This window comes from Spongiactinospora gelatinilytica, from assembly GCF_003236385.1.
GTDB lineage: Bacteria > Actinomycetota > Actinomycetes > Streptosporangiales > Streptosporangiaceae > Spongiactinospora > Spongiactinospora gelatinilytica.
This window is the reverse complement of record NZ_POUA01000106.1, coordinates 1-20,322: the sequence shown is the minus strand read 5'-3', so window position 1 is coordinate 20,322 and position 20,322 is coordinate 1. Positions and strand designations below refer to the sequence as shown.

Genomic DNA, 20,322 nt, shown 5'->3' with positions numbered 1-20,322 from the left:
GGGTGGGGATGGCGGAAGGCCGCCCGCGGGAGCGGGCGGCCTTCCGGGGTCGAGGTCAGGGCTTGGCGAGCAGGGAGCGCAGGACGTACTGCATGATGCCGCCGTGCCGGTAGTAGTCGGCCTCGCCCGGGGTGTCGATGCGGACCACCGCGTCGAACTCCGTGTCGCCGGCGCGGACCTTGACCGTGCGCGGGATACCGCCCTCGTTCAGTTCCTCGACGCCGGTGATGTCGAAGGTCTCCTCGCCGGTCAGGCCGAGCGAGGCCACCGAGGCGCCCTCGGGGAACTGCAACGGCAGCACGCCCATGCCGATCAGGTTGGAGCGGTGGATGCGCTCGTAGGACTCGGCGATGACGGCCCGCACGCCGAGCAGCGCGGTGCCCTTGGCGGCCCAGTCACGCGAGGAGCCCGAGCCGTACTCCTTGCCCGCCAGCACCACCAGCGGCACGCCGCCGGCCTGGTAGTTGACCGAGGCGTCGTAGATGGTGGCGACCGGCCCGCCGTCGGCCGTGAAGTCGCGGGTCCAGCCGCCCTCGGTGCCGGGGGCGAGCTGGTTGCGCAGGCGGATGTTGGCGAACGTGCCGCGGATCATGACCTCGTGGTTGCCCCGGCGCGAGCCGTAGGAGTTGAAGTCCTTGACCGCCACGCCCTTGTCGCGGAGGTACTGTCCGGCCGGGGAGTCGGCCTTGATGGACCCGGCCGGGGAGATGTGGTCGGTGGTGACCGAGTCGCCGAGCAGGGCCAGCACCCTGGCGCCGGCGATGTCGGTGACCGGCACCGGCTCCGGCGGCATGCCGTCGAAGTAGGGGGCCTTGCGCGCGTACGTCGACTCGGGATCCCACTCGAAGGTGTCGCCGGTGGGGATCGGCAGCGAGCGCCACGTCTCGTCGCCCTTGAAGACGTCGGCGTAGTCGCGCTTGAACATGTCCTGGCCGATCGAGGAGTTGACGACCTCGGTCACCGCCTCGGGGTCCGGCCAGATGTCGGCGAGGTAGACCGGCTTGCCGTCGGTGCCGAGGCCCAGCGGCTCGTTGTTGAGGTCGAGGTCCATCGTGCCGGCCAGCGCGTAGGCGACCACCAGCGGCGGTGAGGCCAGGTAGTTCATCTTGACGTCGGGGTTGATCCGGCCCTCGAAGTTGCGGTTGCCGGAGAGTACGGCGGTGACCGCGAGGTCGCCGGCCTGCACCGCGGCGGAGATCTCCTCCGGCAGCGGGCCGGAGTTGCCGATGCAGGTGGTGCAGCCGTAGCCGACCAGGTTGAAGCCCAGCTTGTCCAGGTACGGCTGGAGCCCCGACCGCTCGAAGTAGCCCGTCACCACCTGGGAACCGGGGGCGAGCGAGGTCTTCACCCACGGCTTGCTGGACAGGCCCGCGTCCACGGCGTTCTTGGCGAGCAGCGCCGCGCCGAGCATCACGTACGGGTTGGAGGTGTTGGTGCAGGAGGTGATCGCGGCGATCACCACGGCCCCGTGGTCGATCTCGAAGGCGCCGCGCTCGGCCGACTCGGCCGGCGTGGGCTTGTGCGGCCTGCGCCCGCCGTTGGCCGCCGCGTTGGAGGCGGGGCTGTCGGAGGCGGGGAAGGACTCCTTGGAGGCCTCGTCCACGCCGTCCTCGTCGGCCACGTAGGCGCGGATGTCGCGCCGCCAGGTCTCCTTGGCCTCCGACAGCGCGATGCGGTCCTGCGGGCGCTTGGGGCCGGCGATGGACGGGACGACGGTGGAGAGGTCGAGTTCGATGTACTCGGAGTAGGCCGGCTCGTTGGCCGGGTCGTGCCACAGGCCCTGCGCCTTGGCGTACGCCTCGACCAGCGCGATCTGCTCCTCGCTGCGCCCGGTCAGGGTGAGGTAGTCGATGGTCTGGCCGTCGATCGGGAAGATCGCGCAGGTGGAGCCGAACTCGGGGCTCATGTTGCCGATGGTGGCGCGGTTGGCCAGCGGCACGCTGGACACGCCCTCGCCGAAGAACTCCACGAACTTGCCGACCACACCGTGCTTGCGCAGCATCTCGGTGATCGTCAGCACCAGGTCGGTGGCGGTCGCGCCGGCGGGGAGCCTGCCGGTGAGCTTGAAGCCGACGACCCTCGGGATCAGCATGGAGATCGGCTGGCCGAGCATGGCGGCCTCGGCCTCGATGCCGCCGACGCCCCAGCCGAGCACGCCGATGCCGTTCTCCATGGTGGTGTGGGAGTCGGTGCCCACACAGGTGTCGGGGTAGGCCTTGCCGTCCCTGGTCATCACCACGCGGGCCAGGTGCTCGATGTTGACCTGGTGGACGATGCCGGTGCCCGGGGGCACCACCTTGAACTCGTCGAAGGCGGTCTGGCCCCAGCGCAGGAACTGGTAGCGCTCGCGGTTGCGCTCGTACTCCCGCTCGACGTTGCGGCGGAAGGAGTCGGAGCCGCCGAAGAAGTCGACGATCACCGAGTGGTCGATGACCAGCTCGGCGGGGGCGAGCGGGTTGATCTTGGCGGGGTCGCCGCCGAGGTCGCGGACCGCCTCGCGCATGGTCGCGAGGTCCACCACGCAGGGCACGCCGGTGAAGTCCTGCATGATCACGCGGCCGGGGGTGAACTGGATCTCCACGCTGGGGGCGGCCGACGGGTCCCAGCCGCCGAGCGCCCTGATGTGGTCGGCGGTGATGTTCGTACCGTCCTCGGTGCGCAGCAGGTTCTCCAGGAGGATCTTCAGGCTGTATGGGAGGCGCGCCGATCCCTCGACAGCGTCCAGCCGATAGATCTCGTAGGCCGCCTCACCTACGCGGAGCGTGTCACGGCTGCCGAAGCTGTTCGCGGACACGATGGGTCGCCTCCTCCATTGCCGTTGGTTCGTCTTCGGGCGGGCGATGCCCCTCCCAGGGGAATCCTCCCGCACGCGCGGAGCGAGCCCACCAGTTAGGTCTGCCTAACCCGGCCCAACCCGGCGGACATCCTCCGGATGTCTCGATATCAAGATATCTTCCATGATATCTCGACATCAAGCTACATGGGGGCCAACCGGAGATAGAGAAGGCCGACGACCGCCAGGGAGAGGATCGGGGCCAGGATCTTCTGCTCGAACGCGCGGCCGGTCTTCAGCCCGATCTTGTACGGCAGCACCCATCGCTGCCGCAGTGGCCAGAGCACCGGACAGCCCCTCTCGGTGCAACAGTCGCCCACCACATGGACCAGGCTGCCGACGCCGATCGCCAGCCCCAGCCAGGCGTACCCGACCTCCAGCGACCGGAACACCGCGTACAGCCCCACCGTGAGGCCGATGTTGACCAGGGCCGAGCCGAGCCGCCTGCCCGGGATGCCGATCCCGATCGCGCGCAGCGCGAGCCCGATCATCAGCACCACCAGGATGTCGCGCCCGAGCGGATAGCGGGTCGCCAGGAAGTGCGCCCCCATGCCGACCGCCACGGCGAACACCAGGGAGTGCGTGGCCCCGCGGTGGCCGCCGCCGATCCATGCGACCGCCTTGCTGAGGGCCCAGGTGACCGGGCCGAAGGTCTGCGCGATCGTCGCGCTGGGGTGGTCGAGGTCGGGCAGCATCGCGGCTCCCGCGCACACCAGCGCGCCCGCGATCAGCTCGGCCGGCGTCAGCGCGCCGGCCATGATCCCCACCTCGACGAACCGTGAGGACTCCTGGAGGTACGGCAGCGCGGCGAGGCCGGGGGCCACCGCCAGCCAGGCCACCGCCCCGGTGAGGGCGTGCGTGTGCCCCATCATGACAAGATCACGGCTGACCAGCCTACGGCAATGGGCCGCCCGCGCCGAGTATCCGGCACGGTGACGACGACGTGTCGCGCTGGAAACCACACACGCACGGAAGAAGCGCCCGAAGCGCCGAAAACCCCAGAAAAGATGACAGACGGGACCGTCCCTGGCCTCGAAAGCACCCCCCAGCCCTTCCGAGGTGGGAACGATCCCGTCTATGCCCTGACAACGCGTACGTCGCCAGGCTTTGTTCCCTGACCCTTCCGATTAATCCAGTGATCTGGCTCACGCGTTACGTCCGCTTGCGTCCACTTGTCTAAAGAACAGTAGCGATATATCGTAAAAGCATCGAGAGTGATCGAATCAGTACGTCCAGAGGAGGGCGGAGGCATGACATCGGCACATGCGATGGGAGATGACTGGGCGCACGGCGACCCGCACGAGTTCCACCGGCAGTTCCGGCGGGCGGCGCGGTCGGCCGTGCGGGCGATGGCGTCGGCCTGGCAGCACGGCGGGCCTCCGGGGCCGGGCGAGGGCGGGCCGCACGAGCGCCGCCACCGGGGGCCCCGCGGGCCGTTCCCGTGGGCCTTCGGGCGCGACTTCGGGCCGGGCTTCTTCGGCGGCTTCCCGCCGGGCGGGCGGCACTTCGGCCGCGGCCGCAAGGCCAAGCGCGGCGACGTCCGCGCGGCGATCCTCGCGCTGCTGGCCGAGGGTCCGCGCAACGGCTACCAGATCATCCAGGAGATCGCCGAGCGCAGCCGGGGCGGCTGGAAGCCCAGCCCGGGCGCGGTCTACCCGGCCCTGCAGCAGCTCGCCGACGAGGGCCTGGTCCGCGCCGAGGAGACCGACGGGCGCAAGACCTTCCGGCTCACCGAGCAGGGCACGGCCTACGTGACCGAGCATCCCGACGAGCTGCGCGCGCCGTGGGAGGAGATGACCCCCGACGTCGACGACAGCACCATGGAGCTGATGGAGAGCGCCCGCCAGTCGGCGTTCGCGATGATGCAGATCCTGCAGACCGGCAGCGAAGCACAGATCCGGGAGGCCAGGCAGACCCTCATCGACACCCGCCGCAAGCTCTACCAGATCCTGGCAGACGGTGACCCCTCGGAGGAGTGACCCGGATGACGTCTCGCGACGACCTCCGCATCGGCGACGCGGAGCGCGACGAAATGATGGCGGCCCTGCGTGAGCACTTCGCTCAGGGCCGCCTGACCCAGGAGGAGCTGGAGGAGCGCCTGGGCCTCACGCTCGGCGCCAGGACGGGGGGCGAGCTGGCCAAGATCGCCGAGGACCTACCGGCCCCGGCCGGCCGTACCGGAACGGGTCCCGGCGGCGACGACGACCACGGCCCCTGGCCCGGGCCCCCGTTCGGGCACGGGCACGGCCCCTGGGGACGTGGCGGACCATGGGGGCGCGGCGGACCATGGCAACAGGGCGGGCCATGGCACGGGCACGGCCCCTGGCACGGGATGTACGGCCCGCGGCGCATGCGCCGCGGGCGCATGCGCCGCGGGCGCGGGTTCCCGCCCGTGGCCCCGTTCATCATGCTGGTCTGCCTGTTCATACTCGCCGGTGGCCTGGGGGCGCCGCTGGTCATGATGATCGCGATGATCGCCTTCATGGGCGCCGGGTTCTTCCGCCACCACCATCAGCGCCGGCACCGCCGGTGACCAAGGGGCCGTACGGCTCAGCCCATCTCCTCCAGCCTGCGGCCCTTGGTCTCCCGCACGAAGAACAGCACGAACAGGAACGACAGCACGGCGAACGTGGCGTATCCGACGTAGGCCCCGGCCAGGTTCCACTCCGACAGGCTGGGGAAGGTCACGGTGATCAGCCAGTTGGAGATCCACTGGGCGGCCGCCGCCACCGAAAGCGCGGTCGCGCGGATGCGGTTGGGGAACATCTCGCCCAGCAGTACCCAGACCACCACACCCCACGACAGGGCGAAGAACAGCACGAACACGTGCGCCGCGATCAACGCGACCATGCCCTGTAGCGGAGGCAGCGCGACGTCCTCGCCGGTGCCGCCGGCCGCGCTGAACGCCCACGCCGCCGCGGCGAGGGACACGGCCATGCCCACCGAACCGGTCATCAGCAGCGGCCTGCGCCCGAGCCGGTCGACCAGCGCGATGGCGATATAGGTGCCGACGATGTTGATGATCGAGGTGGAGAAGCTGATCAGCAGCGACTGGGACTGCTCGATGCCCACCGACTGCCACAGCACCGACGAGTAGTAGAAGATCACGTTGATGCCCACGAACTGCTGGAACATCGACAGCAGGATGCCGACCCAGACGATGCCCAGCAGCCCGAACTTCGGCCCGCGCAGGTCGCGCATGGTGGCCTTGCGCTCGGTCCGCAGCACCGACTGGATCTCCCCCACCCGGGCCGCGACGTCCACGTCGTCGCCCTCGACCTCGCGCAGCACCCGGTGGGCCTCGGTGACCCTGCCCACGGCCACGAGGAACCGCGGCGACTCGGGGATGATCGTCGCGAACAGCAGGAAGAGCAGCGCGGGGATCAGGCAGGCCCCGAGCATCCACTGCCATGCCTGCAAGGGCCCGAGGTAGTTGTTGACGTCACCGCCGGCGAGCTGGGCGATGACGTAGTTGACGAGCTGGGAGGTCGCGATGCCGAGCACGATGGCCAGTTGCTGGAAGGAGCCGAGCCTGCCGCGGTAGGCGGGCGGCGCGACCTCGGCGATGTAGGCGGGGCCGGTGACCGACGCCATCCCGATGGCGATACCGGCCACGACCCGCCAGATCGCGAGGTCCCAGATCGCGAACGGCAGGGCCTGCCCGATCGAGCTGATCGCGAACACGATGGCGGCGATCTGCATGGTCCTGGTGCGTCCGAGACGGTCGGCCATCCGTCCGGCGGACCACGCCCCGGCCGCCGAGCCGAGCAGCGCAGCGGCCACCGTCGTCCCGGTCTCCACCGGGCCGACCTGGAAGTGGCGCTGGATGCCGGTGACCGCCCCGTTGATCACCGCGCTGTCATAGCCGAACAGGAACCCGCCGATGGCGGCGGCAGCCGTGATGAAGACGATGTGCCCGAGGTGTTCCTCGTGGGTGCGCGCCGTAGGTGTGGTTCCCATGCCGTTCCTTACCCCGAGTACGCCGCCGTAACGGCCCAGGTCGGCGACATGGGATGCCCACCCAACGCACACGATCATTCACATATCGCTACAATCGCGGATCGACCGGCTCGGTCTCCAGCGCGAGCACGGCGAACACCGGCTCGTGTACCCGCCACAGCGGCTCGCCCTCGGCCAGCCGGTGCAGCGCCTCCAGGCCGAGCGCGTGCTCACGCAGCGCGAGCGAGCGCTTCCTGCCCAGGAACCGCCCGCGCAGCAGGTCCAGGCTCTCGGTGTAGTCGGGCCCGTAGACGATCCGCAGGTACTCCCGGCCGCGCACCTTCACCCCCGGCTGGACCCTCCCCGGCGGGAAGAACGCCGGTTTGACGACCATGCCCTCGCCGCCCGCCTCGGTCAGCTCCGTCCACCAGCGCGTCGCGGCGGCGCGGGACTCCTCGGCTGCGAGATCGACGACCATGTGCCTGGTCGGCGCGATCAGCTCGGACTCGGCGCGGGCCAGCAGCGCCAGGTGCCAGGCGTGCGGCTCCTCCACGGCGGGGACGCGTCCCTCGCAGGCCAGGATGTGGAAGGGGGCCAGCCGTACTCCGGACAGGCCGTCCACCGGGCCGCAGTAGCGGGCATAGGCGTCCCGGAACAGGGCAGCGTTGGCGTGGCGGCGCCGGACGCGGTCCAGCGACGTGCCCACATCCAGGCCGCGCCCGGCCGCCGCCGTCAGGGCCGCGACCGCCTCGGGCAGCGCGGCGCCCGCCGCCGCGCCGACCGACGCGTACTGCTCGCGGATCAGCCCGCCCGCCTTGGCCGACCAGGGCAGCAGCTCGCAGTCCAGGACCACCCAGTCGCCCAGCGTCTCCCACAGCGGCGCGAGGTCCGCGCGCAGCCGCGTGACCAGCTCGTCCATCAGGGCGGGGTCGGAGAAGAACGGGCGGCCGGTGCGGGTGTAGACCACGCCGGCGCTGCCGTCGTCCACGCCGAACCGGGCCGCGGCGGCCTGCGGCGTGCGGGCCAGCACGGCGATCGCGCGCGAGCCCATGTGCTTCTCCTCGCACACCACCTCGCCGACGCCCGCGGCCTGGAACTCCGCGAACACCTCGTCGGGGTGCTCCAGGTATCCGTCCCTGGCGGAGGTCTTCCCCGGGGCCATGGTCGGCGGCAGGTACACCAGCCGGCGGGGGTCGACGGCGAACCGGCTCATCACCTCCAGCGCGGCGGCGGAGTTCTCCTCGAAGATCTTGATCCGCCCGCCGTACCGGGACTCGACGTACCGGGTGCCGGTCACGTCGCCGATGGCGAGCACGCCGGGGTCGCGGCGGCCCGGGCCGTCGAGCGGGCGGACCGGCTCGTACCAGACCCGCTCGGCGGGCACCGACACCAGCTCCCGCAAGGGGTAGCGAAGCGCCGTCAGCCGTCCGCCGAACACGCACCCGGTGTCCAGGCAGATGGTGTTGTTGACCCACTCGGTCTTCGGGACGGGGGTGTGGCCGTAGACGACCATGGCCCGCCCGCGGTACTCCTCGGCCCAGGGATAGCGCACCGGCAGGCCGTACTCGTCGGTCTCGCCGGTGGTGTCGCCGTACAGGGCGAAGGAGCGCACCCGGCCGGAGGCCCGGCCGTGGTAGGGCTCCTTGAGCCCGGCGTGGGCCACCACCAGCCGCCCGCCGTCCAGTTGGTAGTGACTGATCAGGCCGTCGGTGAACCGCCGGACCTCCGCGACGAACTCCGGCGGCTCGCCGCCGAGCTGCGCCAGCGACTCCTCAAGCCCGTGCGCGACCTTGACCTTGCGCCCGGCCAGCGCCCTGGACAGCTTCTGCTCGTGGTTACCGGACACGCAGAGCGCGGTACCGGCCGCGACCATGCCCATCACCAGGCGCAATACGCCTGGTGTGTCCGGGCCGCGGTCCACCAGGTCCCCGACGAACACCGCGGTGCGGCCCTCGGGGTGCCGCGCGCCCACCGCCCGCCCGCCGGACCGCTCGATCTCCCAGCCGAGCGTGCCGAGCAGCGTCTCCAGCTCCGCGCGGCAGCCGTGGACGTCGCCGATGATGTCGAACGGGCCGGTGAGGTGCCGCCTGTCGGTCCAGGCCCGCTCGCGGGTCACCGTGGCGGCGTCGATCTCGGCCACGCCGCGCAGCACGTGTACCCGACGGAAGCCCTCCTTGGCGAGGCCGCTCATCGACTTGCGCAGGTCATTGCGCTGCCGCACGATGACGTGCGGGCCGAAGTCGCGCTCGGGCCTGGCCGCGTTGCGCTGGAGGGCGACCTCCTCGGGCACGTCCAGGACGATGGCGTCCACCAGCACGTCGTGCGACCTGGCCAGCTCGATCAGCGACCTGCGGTCGGCGGGCTGCACGCTGGTGGCGTCCACGACGGTGAGCAGGCCGCGGCGCAGCCGGGTGCCGGCGATGTAGCGCAGTACGTCGAAGGCGTCGTGGCTGGCGGACTGGTCGTTCTCGTCGTCGGCGACCAGGCCCCGGCAGAAGTCGGAGGAGATCACCTCGGTCGGCGCGAAGTGGCGGGCGGCGAACGTGGACTTGCCACTGCCCGACACCCCGACCAGCACCACGAGCGACAGCTTCGGAACACTCACCTCGACGGTCATGAACCCATCCCCTCCTGCTCCCGCCCCGCACGGGCGAAGATCCCCATCTGGGTCGGCGGCCCCACCTCGGGGTCCGGCTCGCCGACCGGCCGGAACGTGACGTCGTAGCCGTACCGCTCGGCGGCGGCGTGCGCCCAGGCGGCGAACTCGGCGCGGCTCCACTCGAAGCGGTGGTCGGGGTGGCGGTGCCCGGTCAGCCCCTCGTAGCGGACGTTGTACTCGGCGTTGGGCGTGGTCACGATCAGGTGCGCGGGGCGGGCCAGGCCGAGCACGACCCGTTCCAGCGCGGCCAGCCTGGGCGGGTCGACGTGCTCGATGACCTCCATGAGGACCGCCGCGTCGAAACCCGCGATCCGGTCGTCCTTGTAGGTGAGCGCGCCCTGGAACAGCTCCAGCCGGCCGCGCTGGGCGTCCGGCATGCGGTCCAGGCCGAGCCGGCGCCGGGCCACCGCGAGGGCGTGGACGGACACGTCCATGGCCGCGATCCTGCCGAACTCCGGCCGCTTGAGCAGGTCGGCGACCAGCGCGCCGGAGCCGCAGCCGAGGTCGGCCACGCTGCGCGCGCCGACGTCCGTGAGCGCGGCGAGGACCGCCTCCCTGCGCAGCGCGCTGAGCGGCCTGACCGGCTGGGGGTCCGGCTCCTCGTCGGGTGGCCGGGAGCCGGCCTCCTCCTCGACCGGCGGGACCAGGGTCTCCTCGACCTCGTCGCCGAGTTCGGCGAGCCTGGCCAGGGCGGTGCGCTGGAGCGCCCGGCGTCTGCCCAGGTAGCGGCGGGCGATCAGTTCGCGGTCGGGGTGCCCGGCCAGCCAGCCCTCCCCCGCGCGGATCAGTTTGTCCACCTCGTCGGCGGCGATCCAGTAGTGCTTGGCGTCGTCCAGGACCGGCAGCAGGACGTAGAGGTGGTTCAGGGCGTCGGCCAGCCGTACCTCACCGTGCAGGGCCAGCCGCACGTAGCGGGAGTCGCCCCACTCGGGAAAGCGCGGGTCCAGCGGTACGGCCTGCGCCTGGACCTGCCAGCCCAGCGGCTCGAACAGGCGCCGGGCCAGGTCGGGGCCGCCGCGGCAGGGCAGCGCGGGCAGCGTGATCGACAACGGCAGCGGGTTGGCGGCGGCCTCGGGGCGGGCGGCGCAGCGGCCCGCGCGGGCGGTGCGGAAGACGTCGCCGAGGGCCACGGCGAGCAGCGAGGAGGCCGCGTAGGGCCGGTCGTTGACGTACTGGCCGAGCGAGAAGTCAGGCGCGGTACGGCCGCGCGTGCGGGCCAGGCGCACCGGGTCGACGTCCAGCATCAGCGCGGCCGTGCAGCGCTCCTCGTCCGCCTCGGGGTAGAAGACCTGCGCGGTGCCGAAGGACTGGCCGAACTCCTGCACCCGGTCAGGATGCTTGTGCAGCAGGAATCCGAGGTCGGTGGCCGGTCGCGCGGTGGTCGAGATCGTGAGCAGCACAGGGGACAGTCTGGCGCAGCGCGCACGGCCCGGCGACCGTATAAAACCCGGTATAGGCCGGGATATCGGCATATCCGATGCTTTGAGGGTGAAAGGCCGGTACGGCGAGCCGTACCGGCCTTTCGGGCGTCACACGTGCGGCAGGACGTCCGACGCGATCAGCTCCAGGTGGTCCAGGTCGGTGAGGTCGAGCACCTGAAGGTAGATCCGCTCGCACCCGGCCCCGGCGAACCCGCCGATCCTCTCGACCAGCTCCTCCGGCGTGCCCGCGAGGCCGTTCTGGCGCAGCTCGCTCACCTCGCGCCCGATGGCGGCGGCCCGGCGCTCGACCTCCCGCTCGTCCTTGCCACAGCACACCACCTGGGCGGCGGAGTAGATCAGCCGGTCCCGGCCGACCGCCTCACACGCCGCCGTCACGCGGTCGTAGGCCGCCTTGGTGTCGTCGAGCACGGCGAAGGGGACGTTGAACTCGTCGGCGAACGCGGCGGCCAGCCGCGGCGTCCGGCGCGCGCCCAGCCCGCCGACGATGATCGGCGGGCGCGGGCTCTGCACCGGCTTGGGCAGCGCGGGCGAGTCGGCCAGCCGGTAGTGGCTGCCGTCGAAGGAGTAGGTCTCGCCGACCGGCGTGCCCCACAGGCCGGTCACGATCTCCAGTTGCTCCTCCAGCTTGGCGAAGCGCTCGCCGAACGGCGGGAACGGGATGCCGTAGGCGGTGTGCTCCGGGTCGTACCATCCGGTACCGAGCCCGAGTTCCACCCGCCCGCCGCTCATCTGGTCGACCTGGGCCACACTGATCGCCAGCACGCCCGGCAGCCGGAACGTCGCCGAGCTGACCAGCGTGCCGAGCCTGATCGTGGACGTCTCCCGGGCCAGGCCGGCGAGCGTCACCCACGAGTCGGTCGGCCCGGGCAGCGGGTCGCTGTCACCCATGACCAGGTAGTGGTCGGAACGGAAGAAAGCATCGAAACCCAGCCGCTCGGTCGCCCTGGCGACCTGGAGCTGGTCGTCGTAGGTGGCGCCCTGCTGCGGCTCGATGAAGATCCTCAATTTCATACGTCGATTATCCGTGCAAAAGGACCGTATCCGTGGAGTGACCCCCGTACCCGTACGAGTACTTGCTAACCTTCGACCCTGGTACACAAAGTAGCCGCTCGGGCACACGCGGCGACCGTCGCCCGCCGGAGGGAGAGCACGGTGATGAGAGAGCGGCTGCCGGGCACCCCGCCGCGGCCCGTGGTCGCCCTGGCGTTCGTGCTGCTCTTCGCGGCCACCGGCGCGGTGCTGGCGCTGCTCCCCGGCCCGCGCGCCACCGCCGGTCCCAGGCCCGCCGGCCTGCCGGCCACCTCGGCCACGGAGGTGACCGGCATGGAGCGCCCCCGCAGGCTGGTCGTCCAGCCGATCCGCACCGGTCCCGAAGGGTTCGTGGTGTTCGTGGACACGGCCCGCTACCCAGGGCGCGGCCTTTCCGCGGTGATGCGGCGCTCGCGCGCGCGCTGGTTCGCCCTGGGCCACCTCACCACGGGCGGGTCCGATCGATGCCTGCCGCGCTGGGGCGGGGCCCGCGACCTCGACGACTCCTCGGTGACCAGCGCGCTCGCGCAGGTCAGGGCGCTGGGCGGCGACGCCGCGCCCGCCCTCGGCGGCCCCGAGCCCGCCGTCACCTGCCCGGACGAGGCCGGCCTCACCGCCGCCTACCGGCGGGTCGTGGACACCCTCGACGCCGCCCACCTCGACTTCGAGATCGGCGGCGACCGCGACGAGAAGATCGCCGCCCGCCGGGCGCGGGCGCTCGCCACGCTCAAGCGCGAGGCGGCCGACGCGGGCCGGCCGCTGACCGTCGGCTTCTCGCTGCGCCTCACCGCGACCGGGCTGTCGGCGGCCGACCAGCGGCTGCTCGCCGCGTCCGGCCCGGTCGACACGGTCAACCTGCTGGTGCCGTTCCGCCCGCTGCCGGACGGCGCGCACCTGCGCGCCCTGGCCGCCTCGATCCGCCTGGCCCAGGCCCAGATCGCCACCGCGTTCGGCCTGCCCGCCGGAGAGGACGCCTGGCGGCGCATCGGGCTGACCCCGGTGCTGCGCGAGACCGCCGACCTCGGCCTCATGGACGCCAGGAAGCTGGCCGGCTACGCCCGCCGCAGAGACCTGGCCTGGCTGTCGGTCCGCGGCGCCCGCCCCGCCCTCGACGTCGCCAAAGTCCTGGTCCACGCCCTGCGCTGACGCCCAGCGATCATGCGCGGACCAGGTGTGCCACGCATTCGACGTGGTGGGTCATCGGGAAGGCGTCGAAGGCGCGCAGGGCGGCCAGTTCGTAGCCGAGGCCGCCGAGTAGTGCGATGTCCCTGGCCAGGGTGGCCGGGTCGCAGGAGACGTAGACGATGCGCGTGGGCGAGTGCGCGGCGATGCCGCCGGTGACGCCCTGGCCCAGGCCGGTACGCGGGGGGTCGGCCACCACGAGGTCGGCCGCTTCCAGGCCGGCGAGGGCGTCGTCCACGGTCGCCCGCTCGATCCGGACCTGGGGGAGGTCGCGCAGGTTGCGGCGGGCGTCACGGACGGCGGCGGCGTCGGACTCCACGCCCGTCACGGCGCCCTCGCGGCCGACCGCCTCGGCGAGCGCGGCGGTGAACAGGCCGGCGCCGCAGTACAGGTCGAGGACGCGCTCGCCGGGGCGTGGGGCGGCGAAGGCCAGGACGGCCTCCCGCAGGGCCTCAGCGGCCCCCGGATGCACCTGCCAGAACCCGCTGCCGGTCACCTCGAACTCGCGCCCGCCGGCCCGCTCACGGACGCCACCGCGGCCCCTGGCGGCCTCGGTACGACCCCGGCCGCGGTCCACGAGCACGGCCGCGGGCGCGTCGAGATCCGGTACGGCGACGCCCCTGCGCCCCTTCGGCGTGACCACCACCGCGCGGTCGCCGGCCGAGGAGGCGATCACCTCCACGGCCGAGGCTCCGCGCCAGGACTTCGTCTCCACCCCGGCCGCCTCCGCCTCGGGGTGCGCGATCAGGCACGCCTCCACCGGCTCGACCGTGTGGGAGCGGTGCCGGCGCAGCCCCGCAACGCCGTCCTGGCGCACCGCGAACCGCACCCGGGTACGCCAGCCGAGGCCGCCGGGCGCGCCCGGCACCTCCTCCACGACGACCTCGCGTTCGATCCCGGCGAGCCGCTTGAGCTGCTCGGTGACCACCGCCGCCTTCAGCAGGCGCTGCGCGGGCAGCGCGGCGTGCTGCCAGTCGCAGCCGCCGCACCTGCCCGGACCGGCGTAGGGACAGGGCGGGGACACCCGGTCGGGCGACGGCTCGATGATCTCCACGGCGTCGGCCCGCAGGAAGCGCGAGGCCTCCTCGGTCACCCGGGCGCGTACCCGCTCGCCGGGCAGCGCGTGCCGGACGAAGACGACCCTGCCCTCGTGCCGCCCCACGCACCAGCCGCCGTGCGCGACGCGCTCGACCTTCACGTCCAGAAGTTCATCCATCATGATCCCGGTTGCTCATCGCGGGACGGCCCGTCCCAGGGGCGGCGCACCGCGCCGGGGGCGAAGGGCTCCGGCCTGCCCTTGAGGCGCAGTGAGGAGTGCAGTAGCCAGGGCACGCTGGTCACCATGACGCCCGGCATGAACAGCAGCCGGCCCTTCAGCCGCAGCGCACTCTGGTTGTGCAGGACGTGCTCCCACCAGTGGCCGACGACGTATTCGGGAATATAGACGGTGACCACGTCCCGGGGCGAACGGCGGCGGAGGTCCTTGACGTACTGGAGGATGGGCCGGGTGATCTCCCGGTACGGCGAGTCGAGGATCTTCAGCGGCACCGGTACGCCCAGCCGTTCCCACTCCTCGGCCACGGCCTCGGACTCGCGGGCGTCCACCGCCACCGTGACCGCCTCCAGCGAGCTGGGCCGGGTGGCGCGAGCGTAGGCGACGGCCCGCAGCGTGGGCTTGTGGATCTTGGAGACCAGCACGATCGCGTGGTTGCGGGCCGGCAGGGTCTGCTCGGTCTCCTCGCCCTCGGCGGGCAGCGCGAGCTCCTGGGTGACGTGGTCGTAGTGGGCCCGGATGCTCTTCATGATGCCGAACAGCACCGGCATCGCGAGCACCACGATCCACGCGCCCAGCATGAACTTGGTGATCAGCACCACGACCAGCACGAGCCCGGTCAGGATGGCGCCGAACCCGTTGATGAGCCGGGAGCGCTGCATGCGCCGCCGTGCGGGCAGTTCGGTCTCGGTGCGCAGCAGGCGGGTCCAGTGGATCACCATGCCGGTCTGGCTGAGCGTGAACGACACGAACACGCCGACGATGTAGAGGTGGACCAGCGCGCTCGGGTTCGCGTCGAAGACGAAGATCAGCATACAGGCGAAGGCGGCCAGCAGAATGATCCCGTTGGAGAACGCCAGCCGGTCGCCCCGGGTGTGGAGCTGCCTGGGCAGGAAGCGGTCCTGGGCGAGGATGGAGCCGAGCACCGGGAAGCCGTTGAAGGCCGTGTTGGCGGCCAGGAAGAGGATCAGCGCGGTGATCGCGCTGATGTAGATGAAGCCGACCGAGCCCGGGCCGAAGACGGCCGAGGCCACCGAGGGCAGGATCGGGTCGTTGGTGTAGCCGGGCCCGGCGGGCCTGCCGTCGATGAGCAGGTGGGTCGGAGGGTTCTCGGCCGCCTTGACCCCGGAGGCCAGCGCGAGCGCCACCACGCCGGCGAACATCGACACCGCGATGAGGCCCATCAGCAACAGCGTGGTGGCCGCGTTGCGGCTCTTGGGCTTGCGGAACGCCGGGACGCCGTTGCTGATCGCCTCGACGCCGGTCAGGGCGGCGCAGCCGTTGGAGAAGGCCCGCAGCAGCATGAACGCGAGCGCCAGGCCGGCCAGGTCGCCGGTCTGCTCGGGCACCACGGTGTAGTCCGCGCTGGGCGCGCGCAGTTCCTCGCCGAGCACGCCGATCTGGAGCAGTCCCCAGGCGACCATGCCGAGCACGCCGATGACGAAGGCGTACGTGGGGATGGCGAAGAACGTCCCGGACTCGCGGATGCCGCGCAGGTTCATCACCGTCAGCAGGGTCACCATGGCGATCGCGATGGCGACCTTGTGCTCGGCCACGAACGGGATGGCCGACCCGATGTTGTCCACGCCGGAGGAGACCGACACCGCGACCGTCAGCACGTAGTCGACCAGCAGCGCGCTGGCGACCGTGACGCCCGCGTTCGGGCCGAGGTTGGTCATGGCGACCTCGTAGTCGCCGCCGCCGCTCGGGTAGGCGTGCACGGTCTGGCGATAGGAGGCGACCACGGTGAACATCAGCACGACGATGGCCGCGGCGATCCATGGGGAGAACAGGTAGGCCACGGCGCCGCCGACCGAGAGCGCGACCAGGATCTCCAGGGGGGCGTAGGCGACCGACGACAGAGGGTCGCTCGCGAACACCGGCAGCGCGATGCGTTTGGGCAGCAACTGCTCGTGCAGCTGGGTGCTGCGCAGCGCCCGGCCGACGAGGAGCCGCTTGACGGCATCGGTCACTTTAGACACGCCTGACGATGGTAGCCGGACCGGCTGACCGGCAGGCCGACCGGCGGGCTCGGAGCACTGCCGTATTGCTCCCCGGACGGTCCATACTTGTCAGAGGCACGAATCGGTCCGCCTCAATCGAGCCAGCGGCGGGGGAGAATGCACATCGTGATCATGGGATGCGGGCGGGTGGGCTCCACGCTCGCGCACATCCTCGAAGACAACGGACACTCCGTCGCCATCGTCGACCGGGACCCACAGGCGTTCCGCAGGTTGCGCGCGGGCTTTCGCGGCCGCCGGGTGACCGGCATCGGCTTCGACCGCGACGTCCTCGCCGAGGCCGGGATCGGCACGGCCGGCGCCTACGTCGCGGTCAGCAGCGGAGACAACTCCAACATCATCTCCGCCCGGGTGGCGCGCGAGACCTTCGGCGTGGAGAACGTCGTGGCCCGCATCTACGACCCCCGCAGGGCCGAGGTCTACCAGCGGCTGGGCATCCCCACGGTGGCCACCGTGCGCTGGACCGCCGACCAGATCCTGCGCCGCGTCCTCCCCGAGGGCGCCGAGCCGTTGTGGCGCGACCCGACGGGCACGGTCGTGCTCGCCGAGGTCGCCTGCAATCCCGGCTGGATCGGCAGTCGCGTGGCCGAGGTGGAAGAGACCACGGGCGTCCGGCTGGCCTTCGTCAACCGGATGGGCGAGGCGCTGCTGCCCAAGTCCGACACCGTCGTCCAGGAGGGCGACATCCTCCACGTGCTGGCCGCGGAGAACGACATGGACCGGATCAACAAGGTGCTCGCCGGCGCACCGGAGGGAGAGCACTGATGCGCGTGGCCATCGCGGGCGCCGGGGCGGTGGGCCGGTCCATCGCGGCGGAGCTGCTGGAGAACGGCCACGAGGTGCTGCTCGTGGACAACGACCCCAAGGCCATCAAGATCGACAGTGTGCCGCGGGCCGAGTGGCTGCTCGCCGACGCCTGCGAGATCTCCTCACTGGACGAGGCCGGGCTCAACAACTGCCATGTGGTGATCGCGGCCAGCGGTGACGACAAGGTCAACCTGGTGGTCTCGCTGCTGGCCAAGACCGAGTACGGCGTGCCGCGCGTGGTGGCCAGGATCAACCACCCGAAGAACGAGTGGCTGTTCAACGAGTCCTGGGGGGTGGACGTCGCGGTGTCCACGCCGCGCCTGCTGTCGGCCCTGGTCGAGGAGGCGGTCAGCGTCGGCGATCTGGTCCGGCTGATGACGTTCCGGCAGGGGCAGGCCAACCTGGTCGAGCTGACCCTGCCCGACGACGCCCCGGTGGTCGGGCAGCGCTCCGGTTCGGTGCCCTGGCCGGCCGACTCTGCGCTGGTGGCCATCCTGCGCGAGGGCCGGGTGCTGGTGCCGAGCGCGGACGACCCGCTGGAGGCCGGCGACGAGTTGTTGTTCGTCGCCTCCCAGGAGGTCGAGCAGGAGCTGGCCCAGCTCCTGGCCCCGCACTGATCAGGAGGGCTTCTCGCCGGTCAGGGGCCCGATGGGGGACGCGGGCTGGATGGGCGTGCGTCCCCTCGCCAGGACCAGCACCATCGCGCCCAGCGCGGCCACCTGGAGCGGCCAGCCGAGCGCGATCTTGGCCACCCCCATCGCGGCCACGCCGTCATTGCCCCAGATCAGGTAGATCGGAAGCTGCACGACCACCCGGACCAGGCACGGGACCATCAGCAGCCAGGTCAGCTTGGAACACAGCCGGACGATCCCCGGGTCTTTTCGCCAGCCGGTCGGGTCGCCGGTGACCGAACCGATCATGAAGCCGACCAGCGGCCAGCGGGTGACCACCGACAGCAGCATGGCCGCCGCGTAGCCGCCGTTGTAGAGGATGCCGGGCAGGTAGTAGTCCTTGGCCTCGCCGGTGCGGGCCGCGAAGAACGCGCCGATGGCGATGCCGATCAGGCTGTTGATCACGAACTGCGGGGTGGACCGCTGCACCAGCCGTGCCACCAGCAGCACCACCGCGAGCGCGATGCTCACGATGAGCGAGGTCCGTAGATCCTCCGAGACGATCCAGCTCACCGTGAAGGCGATGGTCGGCAGCGCCGCCTCCACGATGCCGCGCTTGCCGCCCAGCGCCTTGGCGAGCTGAGCGCGGACCGCCGCCTCCACCGTTTCGTACGCGGTGCCGCCGGAGGTCGCCTCGGCCGTACTCATCGTGTCGCTCACCACTCCAAGGTCAGGCGCCGCCCGCGGGGCGAAGCTCGTATCTGGGGTTGAACATCACCTTGCGCCCATCCTGCAGGCTGACGAGCCCTTCCGCGCGGAGCATGCGGCCCGGCTCGATACCGGCGATCTTCCGCCGGCCCAGCCAGACCAGGTCGATCACGTCGGAGCCGTCGTAGAGCTCGGCTTCCAGCGCCGGAGCGCCGCCGCGTGGGCGCAAGGTCACCGTCCGTAGCGTACCGGCAACGCAGAACCTGCGCCGCCCGCGACACCTGACTATCGGGGTCGCGCCGTGCCGGTCGAGGTCTTCCTGAAGCTCCTCGGCCTCAAGCTCGGCCTGACTCGTCGTCAGACGCCTAAAGAACCCGCGAAGTCCCCTGGGTTTGTGGGGTTCTGCCGCACTCACGGCCTCTTCCTCTCAACTATGATGAATCAGCCTATGCGATGGTATGCGGGCAGCAGGGTCGTCCGGAACGGGCCGTCGTCAGCGGGTCTCGGTGATCTCCGGACCACGCCGGAACGGATCGAGGTCGGGCCCCTCGCCCTCGGCGTCGTCCCCGGCCGGATGGATCTCCTGCGGCTGCCGCAGCTCGACGGTGTCCTTGGGCGCCATCGGCCCCTCGCCGCGGACCACGACGACGTCACGGACGACCGCCTCCAGCGGCTCGGCGGCGGCCGGATCGGCACCGGCCCGCCCGCTGAACACGGCGTGCAGCAGCCAGCGGGGGCCGTCCACGCCGATGTAACGGACCGTCTGGGCGTCTTGTCCCTCGACCGGCAGCCGGCCGACCAGCTCGGTGCCGAAGGAGCCCTCGCGCTCCTCGGTGGTGCCGCCCGCCTTCTTCACGCCCTCGGCCAGCTCGGCGCGTACTTCGTCCCAAAGGCCCGAGGACCTGGGCGCGGCCAGGACGTGCAGTTGCAGCGCGCTCTCGTCCACCAGCATGGCGACGCCGACGATCTGCTCGGCCGGGGCGATCAACCGGATGTCGGCCCCCTCGATGACCGGCAGCAGCAGCCCGCCCAGATCGACCCGATTGCGCTCGGGATAGGCCTCGTCGGCGTCCCACGGCCCGGACTCCCTGGCCGGCACGGGCGCCGGAGCCGGAGCGGCGGCGTCCGCCTCCGGCTCCGCATGACGGCGGCGACGTCGGAACACTTTCCTCACGCTCCTCGCAAACGTTTCAGCGACCGGTCGACCCGAAACCGCCGGTGCCCCGCACCGACTCGGGCAACCGCTCGACCTCCTGGAAATCGGCCCGCTCCACCCGCTGGAAGACCAGTTGGGCGATGCGGTCACCACGCCGCAGCAGCACTGGCTCCTTGGCGTCGGTGTTGAGCAGTGTCACGCGTATCTCGCCACGGTATCCCGCGTCGATGGTGCCGGGCCCGTTGACCATCGCGACACCGTGCCTGGCCGCCAGCCCCGAGCGGGGATGGACGAACGCCGCGTAGCCCTCGGGCAGCGCGATCGCCAGGCCGGTGCCGATCACCGCCCGCTCCCCCGGCTGCAACTCGACGTCGTGCGCGGCGTACAGGTCGGCGCCGGCGTCGCCGGGACGGGCGTAGGACGGCACGGGCAGGCCCTGGTCCAGCCGCTTGATCAGCACACCGATCATGCGGCCGCCTCCCGCGGGACGCTCTTCACCATGGAACGGGTCACGCTGCGGAACACTACAGCCACCGGGCACCCGCTCGGGCTACTCCGGGCCGTTGTCGTGCCTTCCGCCGCCGGCGGTCTCCTTCGGCGGCGACTCGTCGGCGTTCCTGGGAGCATCGGCGGGGGCCGCGCCGGTGGCGGAAGGCACGACA

The 20,322-nt window shown here is 71.6% G+C and carries 17 protein-coding genes; 5 read left to right on the top strand and 12 right to left on the bottom strand.

Annotated elements, in window-relative coordinates:
• Window positions 1–55: 55 nt before the first annotated feature.
• Window positions 56–2,794 carry an aconitate hydratase AcnA gene (acnA, locus tag C1I98_RS15580; protein ID WP_111168189.1) on the bottom strand — a complete coding sequence of 913 codons (2,739 nt, stop codon included), beginning with the start codon at window positions 2,792–2,794 and terminating at the stop codon, window positions 56–58.
• Window positions 2,795–2,976: 182 nt separating this feature from the next.
• The gene (locus tag C1I98_RS15575; RefSeq protein WP_111168188.1) at window positions 2,977–3,705 is read right to left on the bottom strand and encodes a metal-dependent hydrolase; all 729 of its coding nucleotides are present in this window, start codon (window positions 3,703–3,705) and stop codon (window positions 2,977–2,979) included.
• Between the two features lie 378 nt (window positions 3,706–4,083).
• Between C1I98_RS15575 and C1I98_RS15570 the strand changes: the two genes are divergently transcribed.
• Both C1I98_RS15570 and C1I98_RS45330 read left to right on the top strand, forming a co-directional pair.
• Window positions 4,084–4,812, top strand: coding sequence for a PadR family transcriptional regulator (locus C1I98_RS15570; protein WP_111168187.1), 729 nt, complete (start codon window positions 4,084–4,086; stop codon window positions 4,810–4,812).
• A gap of 5 nt (window positions 4,813–4,817) precedes the next feature.
• Window positions 4,818–5,366 carry a DUF1707 SHOCT-like domain-containing protein gene (locus tag C1I98_RS45330; protein WP_146607459.1) on the top strand — a complete coding sequence of 183 codons (549 nt, stop codon included), beginning with the start codon at window positions 4,818–4,820 and terminating at the stop codon, window positions 5,364–5,366.
• A 17-nt stretch (window positions 5,367–5,383) separates the two neighbouring features.
• Here C1I98_RS45330 and C1I98_RS15560 read toward each other — a convergent pair whose 3' ends face one another.
• The 4 genes from C1I98_RS15560 to C1I98_RS15545 all read right to left on the bottom strand — a co-directional run bounded on the left by C1I98_RS15560 (window position 5,384) and on the right by C1I98_RS15545 (window position 11,884).
• The gene (locus tag C1I98_RS15560) at window positions 5,384–6,793 is read right to left on the bottom strand and encodes a sugar porter family MFS transporter (protein WP_111168185.1); all 1,410 of its coding nucleotides are present in this window, start codon (window positions 6,791–6,793) and stop codon (window positions 5,384–5,386) included.
• Window positions 6,794–6,881: 88 nt separating this feature from the next.
• Window positions 6,882–9,389 carry a polynucleotide kinase-phosphatase gene (locus C1I98_RS15555; RefSeq protein WP_111168184.1) on the bottom strand — a complete coding sequence of 836 codons (2,508 nt, stop codon included), beginning with the start codon at window positions 9,387–9,389 and terminating at the stop codon, window positions 6,882–6,884.
• A complete protein-coding gene (locus tag C1I98_RS15550) occupies window positions 9,386–10,831 on the bottom strand; it encodes a 3' terminal RNA ribose 2'-O-methyltransferase Hen1 (protein WP_199536969.1) in 1,446 nt (481 codons plus the stop codon). The genes C1I98_RS15555 and C1I98_RS15550 overlap by 4 nt, the downstream gene beginning before the upstream one ends.
• 129 nt (window positions 10,832–10,960) lie before the next feature.
• Window positions 10,961–11,884: an LLM class F420-dependent oxidoreductase gene (locus C1I98_RS15545; protein WP_111168182.1), complete on the bottom strand. Its 924-nt coding sequence runs from the start codon at window positions 11,882–11,884 to the stop codon at window positions 10,961–10,963.
• A 144-nt stretch (window positions 11,885–12,028) separates the two neighbouring features.
• Here C1I98_RS15545 and C1I98_RS42890 point away from each other — a divergent pair, with 144 nt between their 5' ends.
• On the top strand, window positions 12,029–13,048 hold the full coding sequence (locus tag C1I98_RS42890) for a glycoside hydrolase family 18 protein (RefSeq protein ID WP_199536968.1): 1,020 nt from the start codon (window positions 12,029–12,031) through the stop codon (window positions 13,046–13,048).
• Between the two features lie 10 nt (window positions 13,049–13,058).
• Here C1I98_RS42890 and C1I98_RS15525 read toward each other — a convergent pair whose 3' ends face one another.
• Both C1I98_RS15525 and C1I98_RS15520 read right to left on the bottom strand, forming a co-directional pair.
• Window positions 13,059–14,303 (bottom strand): class I SAM-dependent RNA methyltransferase, encoded by a 1,245-nt coding sequence (locus C1I98_RS15525; RefSeq protein ID WP_438672085.1) that lies wholly within the window; start codon window positions 14,301–14,303, stop codon window positions 13,059–13,061.
• Window positions 14,300–16,339 carry an APC family permease gene (locus C1I98_RS15520; RefSeq protein ID WP_111168178.1) on the bottom strand — a complete coding sequence of 680 codons (2,040 nt, stop codon included), beginning with the start codon at window positions 16,337–16,339 and terminating at the stop codon, window positions 14,300–14,302. Before C1I98_RS15520 ends, C1I98_RS15525 begins: the two co-directional genes overlap by 4 nt.
• Before the next feature lie 138 nt (window positions 16,340–16,477).
• On the opposite strand from C1I98_RS15520, the gene C1I98_RS15515 reads away from it, so the two are divergent.
• Both C1I98_RS15515 and C1I98_RS15510 read left to right on the top strand, forming a co-directional pair.
• Window positions 16,478–17,143 (top strand): potassium channel family protein, encoded by a 666-nt coding sequence (locus C1I98_RS15515; RefSeq protein WP_111168177.1) that lies wholly within the window; start codon window positions 16,478–16,480, stop codon window positions 17,141–17,143.
• The gene (locus tag C1I98_RS15510; RefSeq protein WP_111168176.1) at window positions 17,143–17,802 is read left to right on the top strand and encodes a potassium channel family protein; all 660 of its coding nucleotides are present in this window, start codon (window positions 17,143–17,145) and stop codon (window positions 17,800–17,802) included. Before C1I98_RS15515 ends, C1I98_RS15510 begins: the two co-directional genes overlap by 1 nt.
• On the opposite strand, the gene C1I98_RS15505 is transcribed toward C1I98_RS15510, so the two are convergent.
• From C1I98_RS15505 to dut, 4 genes are all read right to left on the bottom strand, one after another.
• Window positions 17,803–18,504, bottom strand: coding sequence for a DUF3159 domain-containing protein (locus C1I98_RS15505; RefSeq protein WP_111168175.1), 702 nt, complete (start codon window positions 18,502–18,504; stop codon window positions 17,803–17,805).
• 22 nt (window positions 18,505–18,526) lie between these two features.
• Window positions 18,527–18,739, bottom strand: coding sequence for an OB-fold nucleic acid binding domain-containing protein (locus C1I98_RS46345; RefSeq protein WP_438672084.1), 213 nt, complete (start codon window positions 18,737–18,739; stop codon window positions 18,527–18,529).
• A 258-nt stretch (window positions 18,740–18,997) separates the two neighbouring features.
• Window positions 18,998–19,669 (bottom strand): DUF3710 domain-containing protein, encoded by a 672-nt coding sequence (locus tag C1I98_RS15495; protein ID WP_111168173.1) that lies wholly within the window; start codon window positions 19,667–19,669, stop codon window positions 18,998–19,000.
• Between the two features lie 25 nt (window positions 19,670–19,694).
• On the bottom strand, window positions 19,695–20,129 hold the full coding sequence (gene dut, locus C1I98_RS15490) for a dUTP diphosphatase (protein ID WP_111168172.1): 435 nt from the start codon (window positions 20,127–20,129) through the stop codon (window positions 19,695–19,697).
• Window positions 20,130–20,322: the final 193 nt, after the last annotated feature.

Bases quoted from the DNA above. Each gene is read 5' to 3' on its own strand.
- C1I98_RS15575 (WP_111168188.1), bottom strand. From the start codon at position 3,705: ATGATGGGGCACACGCACGCCCTCACCGGGGCGGTGGCCTGGCTGGCG.
- C1I98_RS15570 (WP_111168187.1), top strand. From the start codon at position 4,084: ATGACATCGGCACATGCGATGGGAGATGACTGGGCGCACGGCGACCCG.
- C1I98_RS45330 (WP_146607459.1), top strand. From the start codon at position 4,818: ATGACGTCTCGCGACGACCTCCGCATCGGCGACGCGGAGCGCGACGAA.
- C1I98_RS15560 (WP_111168185.1), bottom strand. From the start codon at position 6,793: ATGGGAACCACACCTACGGCGCGCACCCACGAGGAACACCTCGGGCAC.
- C1I98_RS15555 (WP_111168184.1), bottom strand. From the start codon at position 9,389: ATGACCGTCGAGGTGAGTGTTCCGAAGCTGTCGCTCGTGGTGCTGGTC.
- C1I98_RS15545 (WP_111168182.1), bottom strand. From the start codon at position 11,884: ATGAAATTGAGGATCTTCATCGAGCCGCAGCAGGGCGCCACCTACGAC.
- C1I98_RS42890 (WP_199536968.1), top strand. From the start codon at position 12,029: ATGAGAGAGCGGCTGCCGGGCACCCCGCCGCGGCCCGTGGTCGCCCTG.
- C1I98_RS15525 (WP_438672085.1), bottom strand. From the start codon at position 14,303: ATGATGGATGAACTTCTGGACGTGAAGGTCGAGCGCGTCGCGCACGGC.
- C1I98_RS15515 (WP_111168177.1), top strand. From the start codon at position 16,478: ATGCACATCGTGATCATGGGATGCGGGCGGGTGGGCTCCACGCTCGCG.
- C1I98_RS15510 (WP_111168176.1), top strand. From the start codon at position 17,143: ATGCGCGTGGCCATCGCGGGCGCCGGGGCGGTGGGCCGGTCCATCGCG.
- C1I98_RS15505 (WP_111168175.1), bottom strand. From the start codon at position 18,504: ATGAGTACGGCCGAGGCGACCTCCGGCGGCACCGCGTACGAAACGGTG.
- dut (WP_111168172.1), bottom strand. From the start codon at position 20,129: ATGATCGGTGTGCTGATCAAGCGGCTGGACCAGGGCCTGCCCGTGCCG.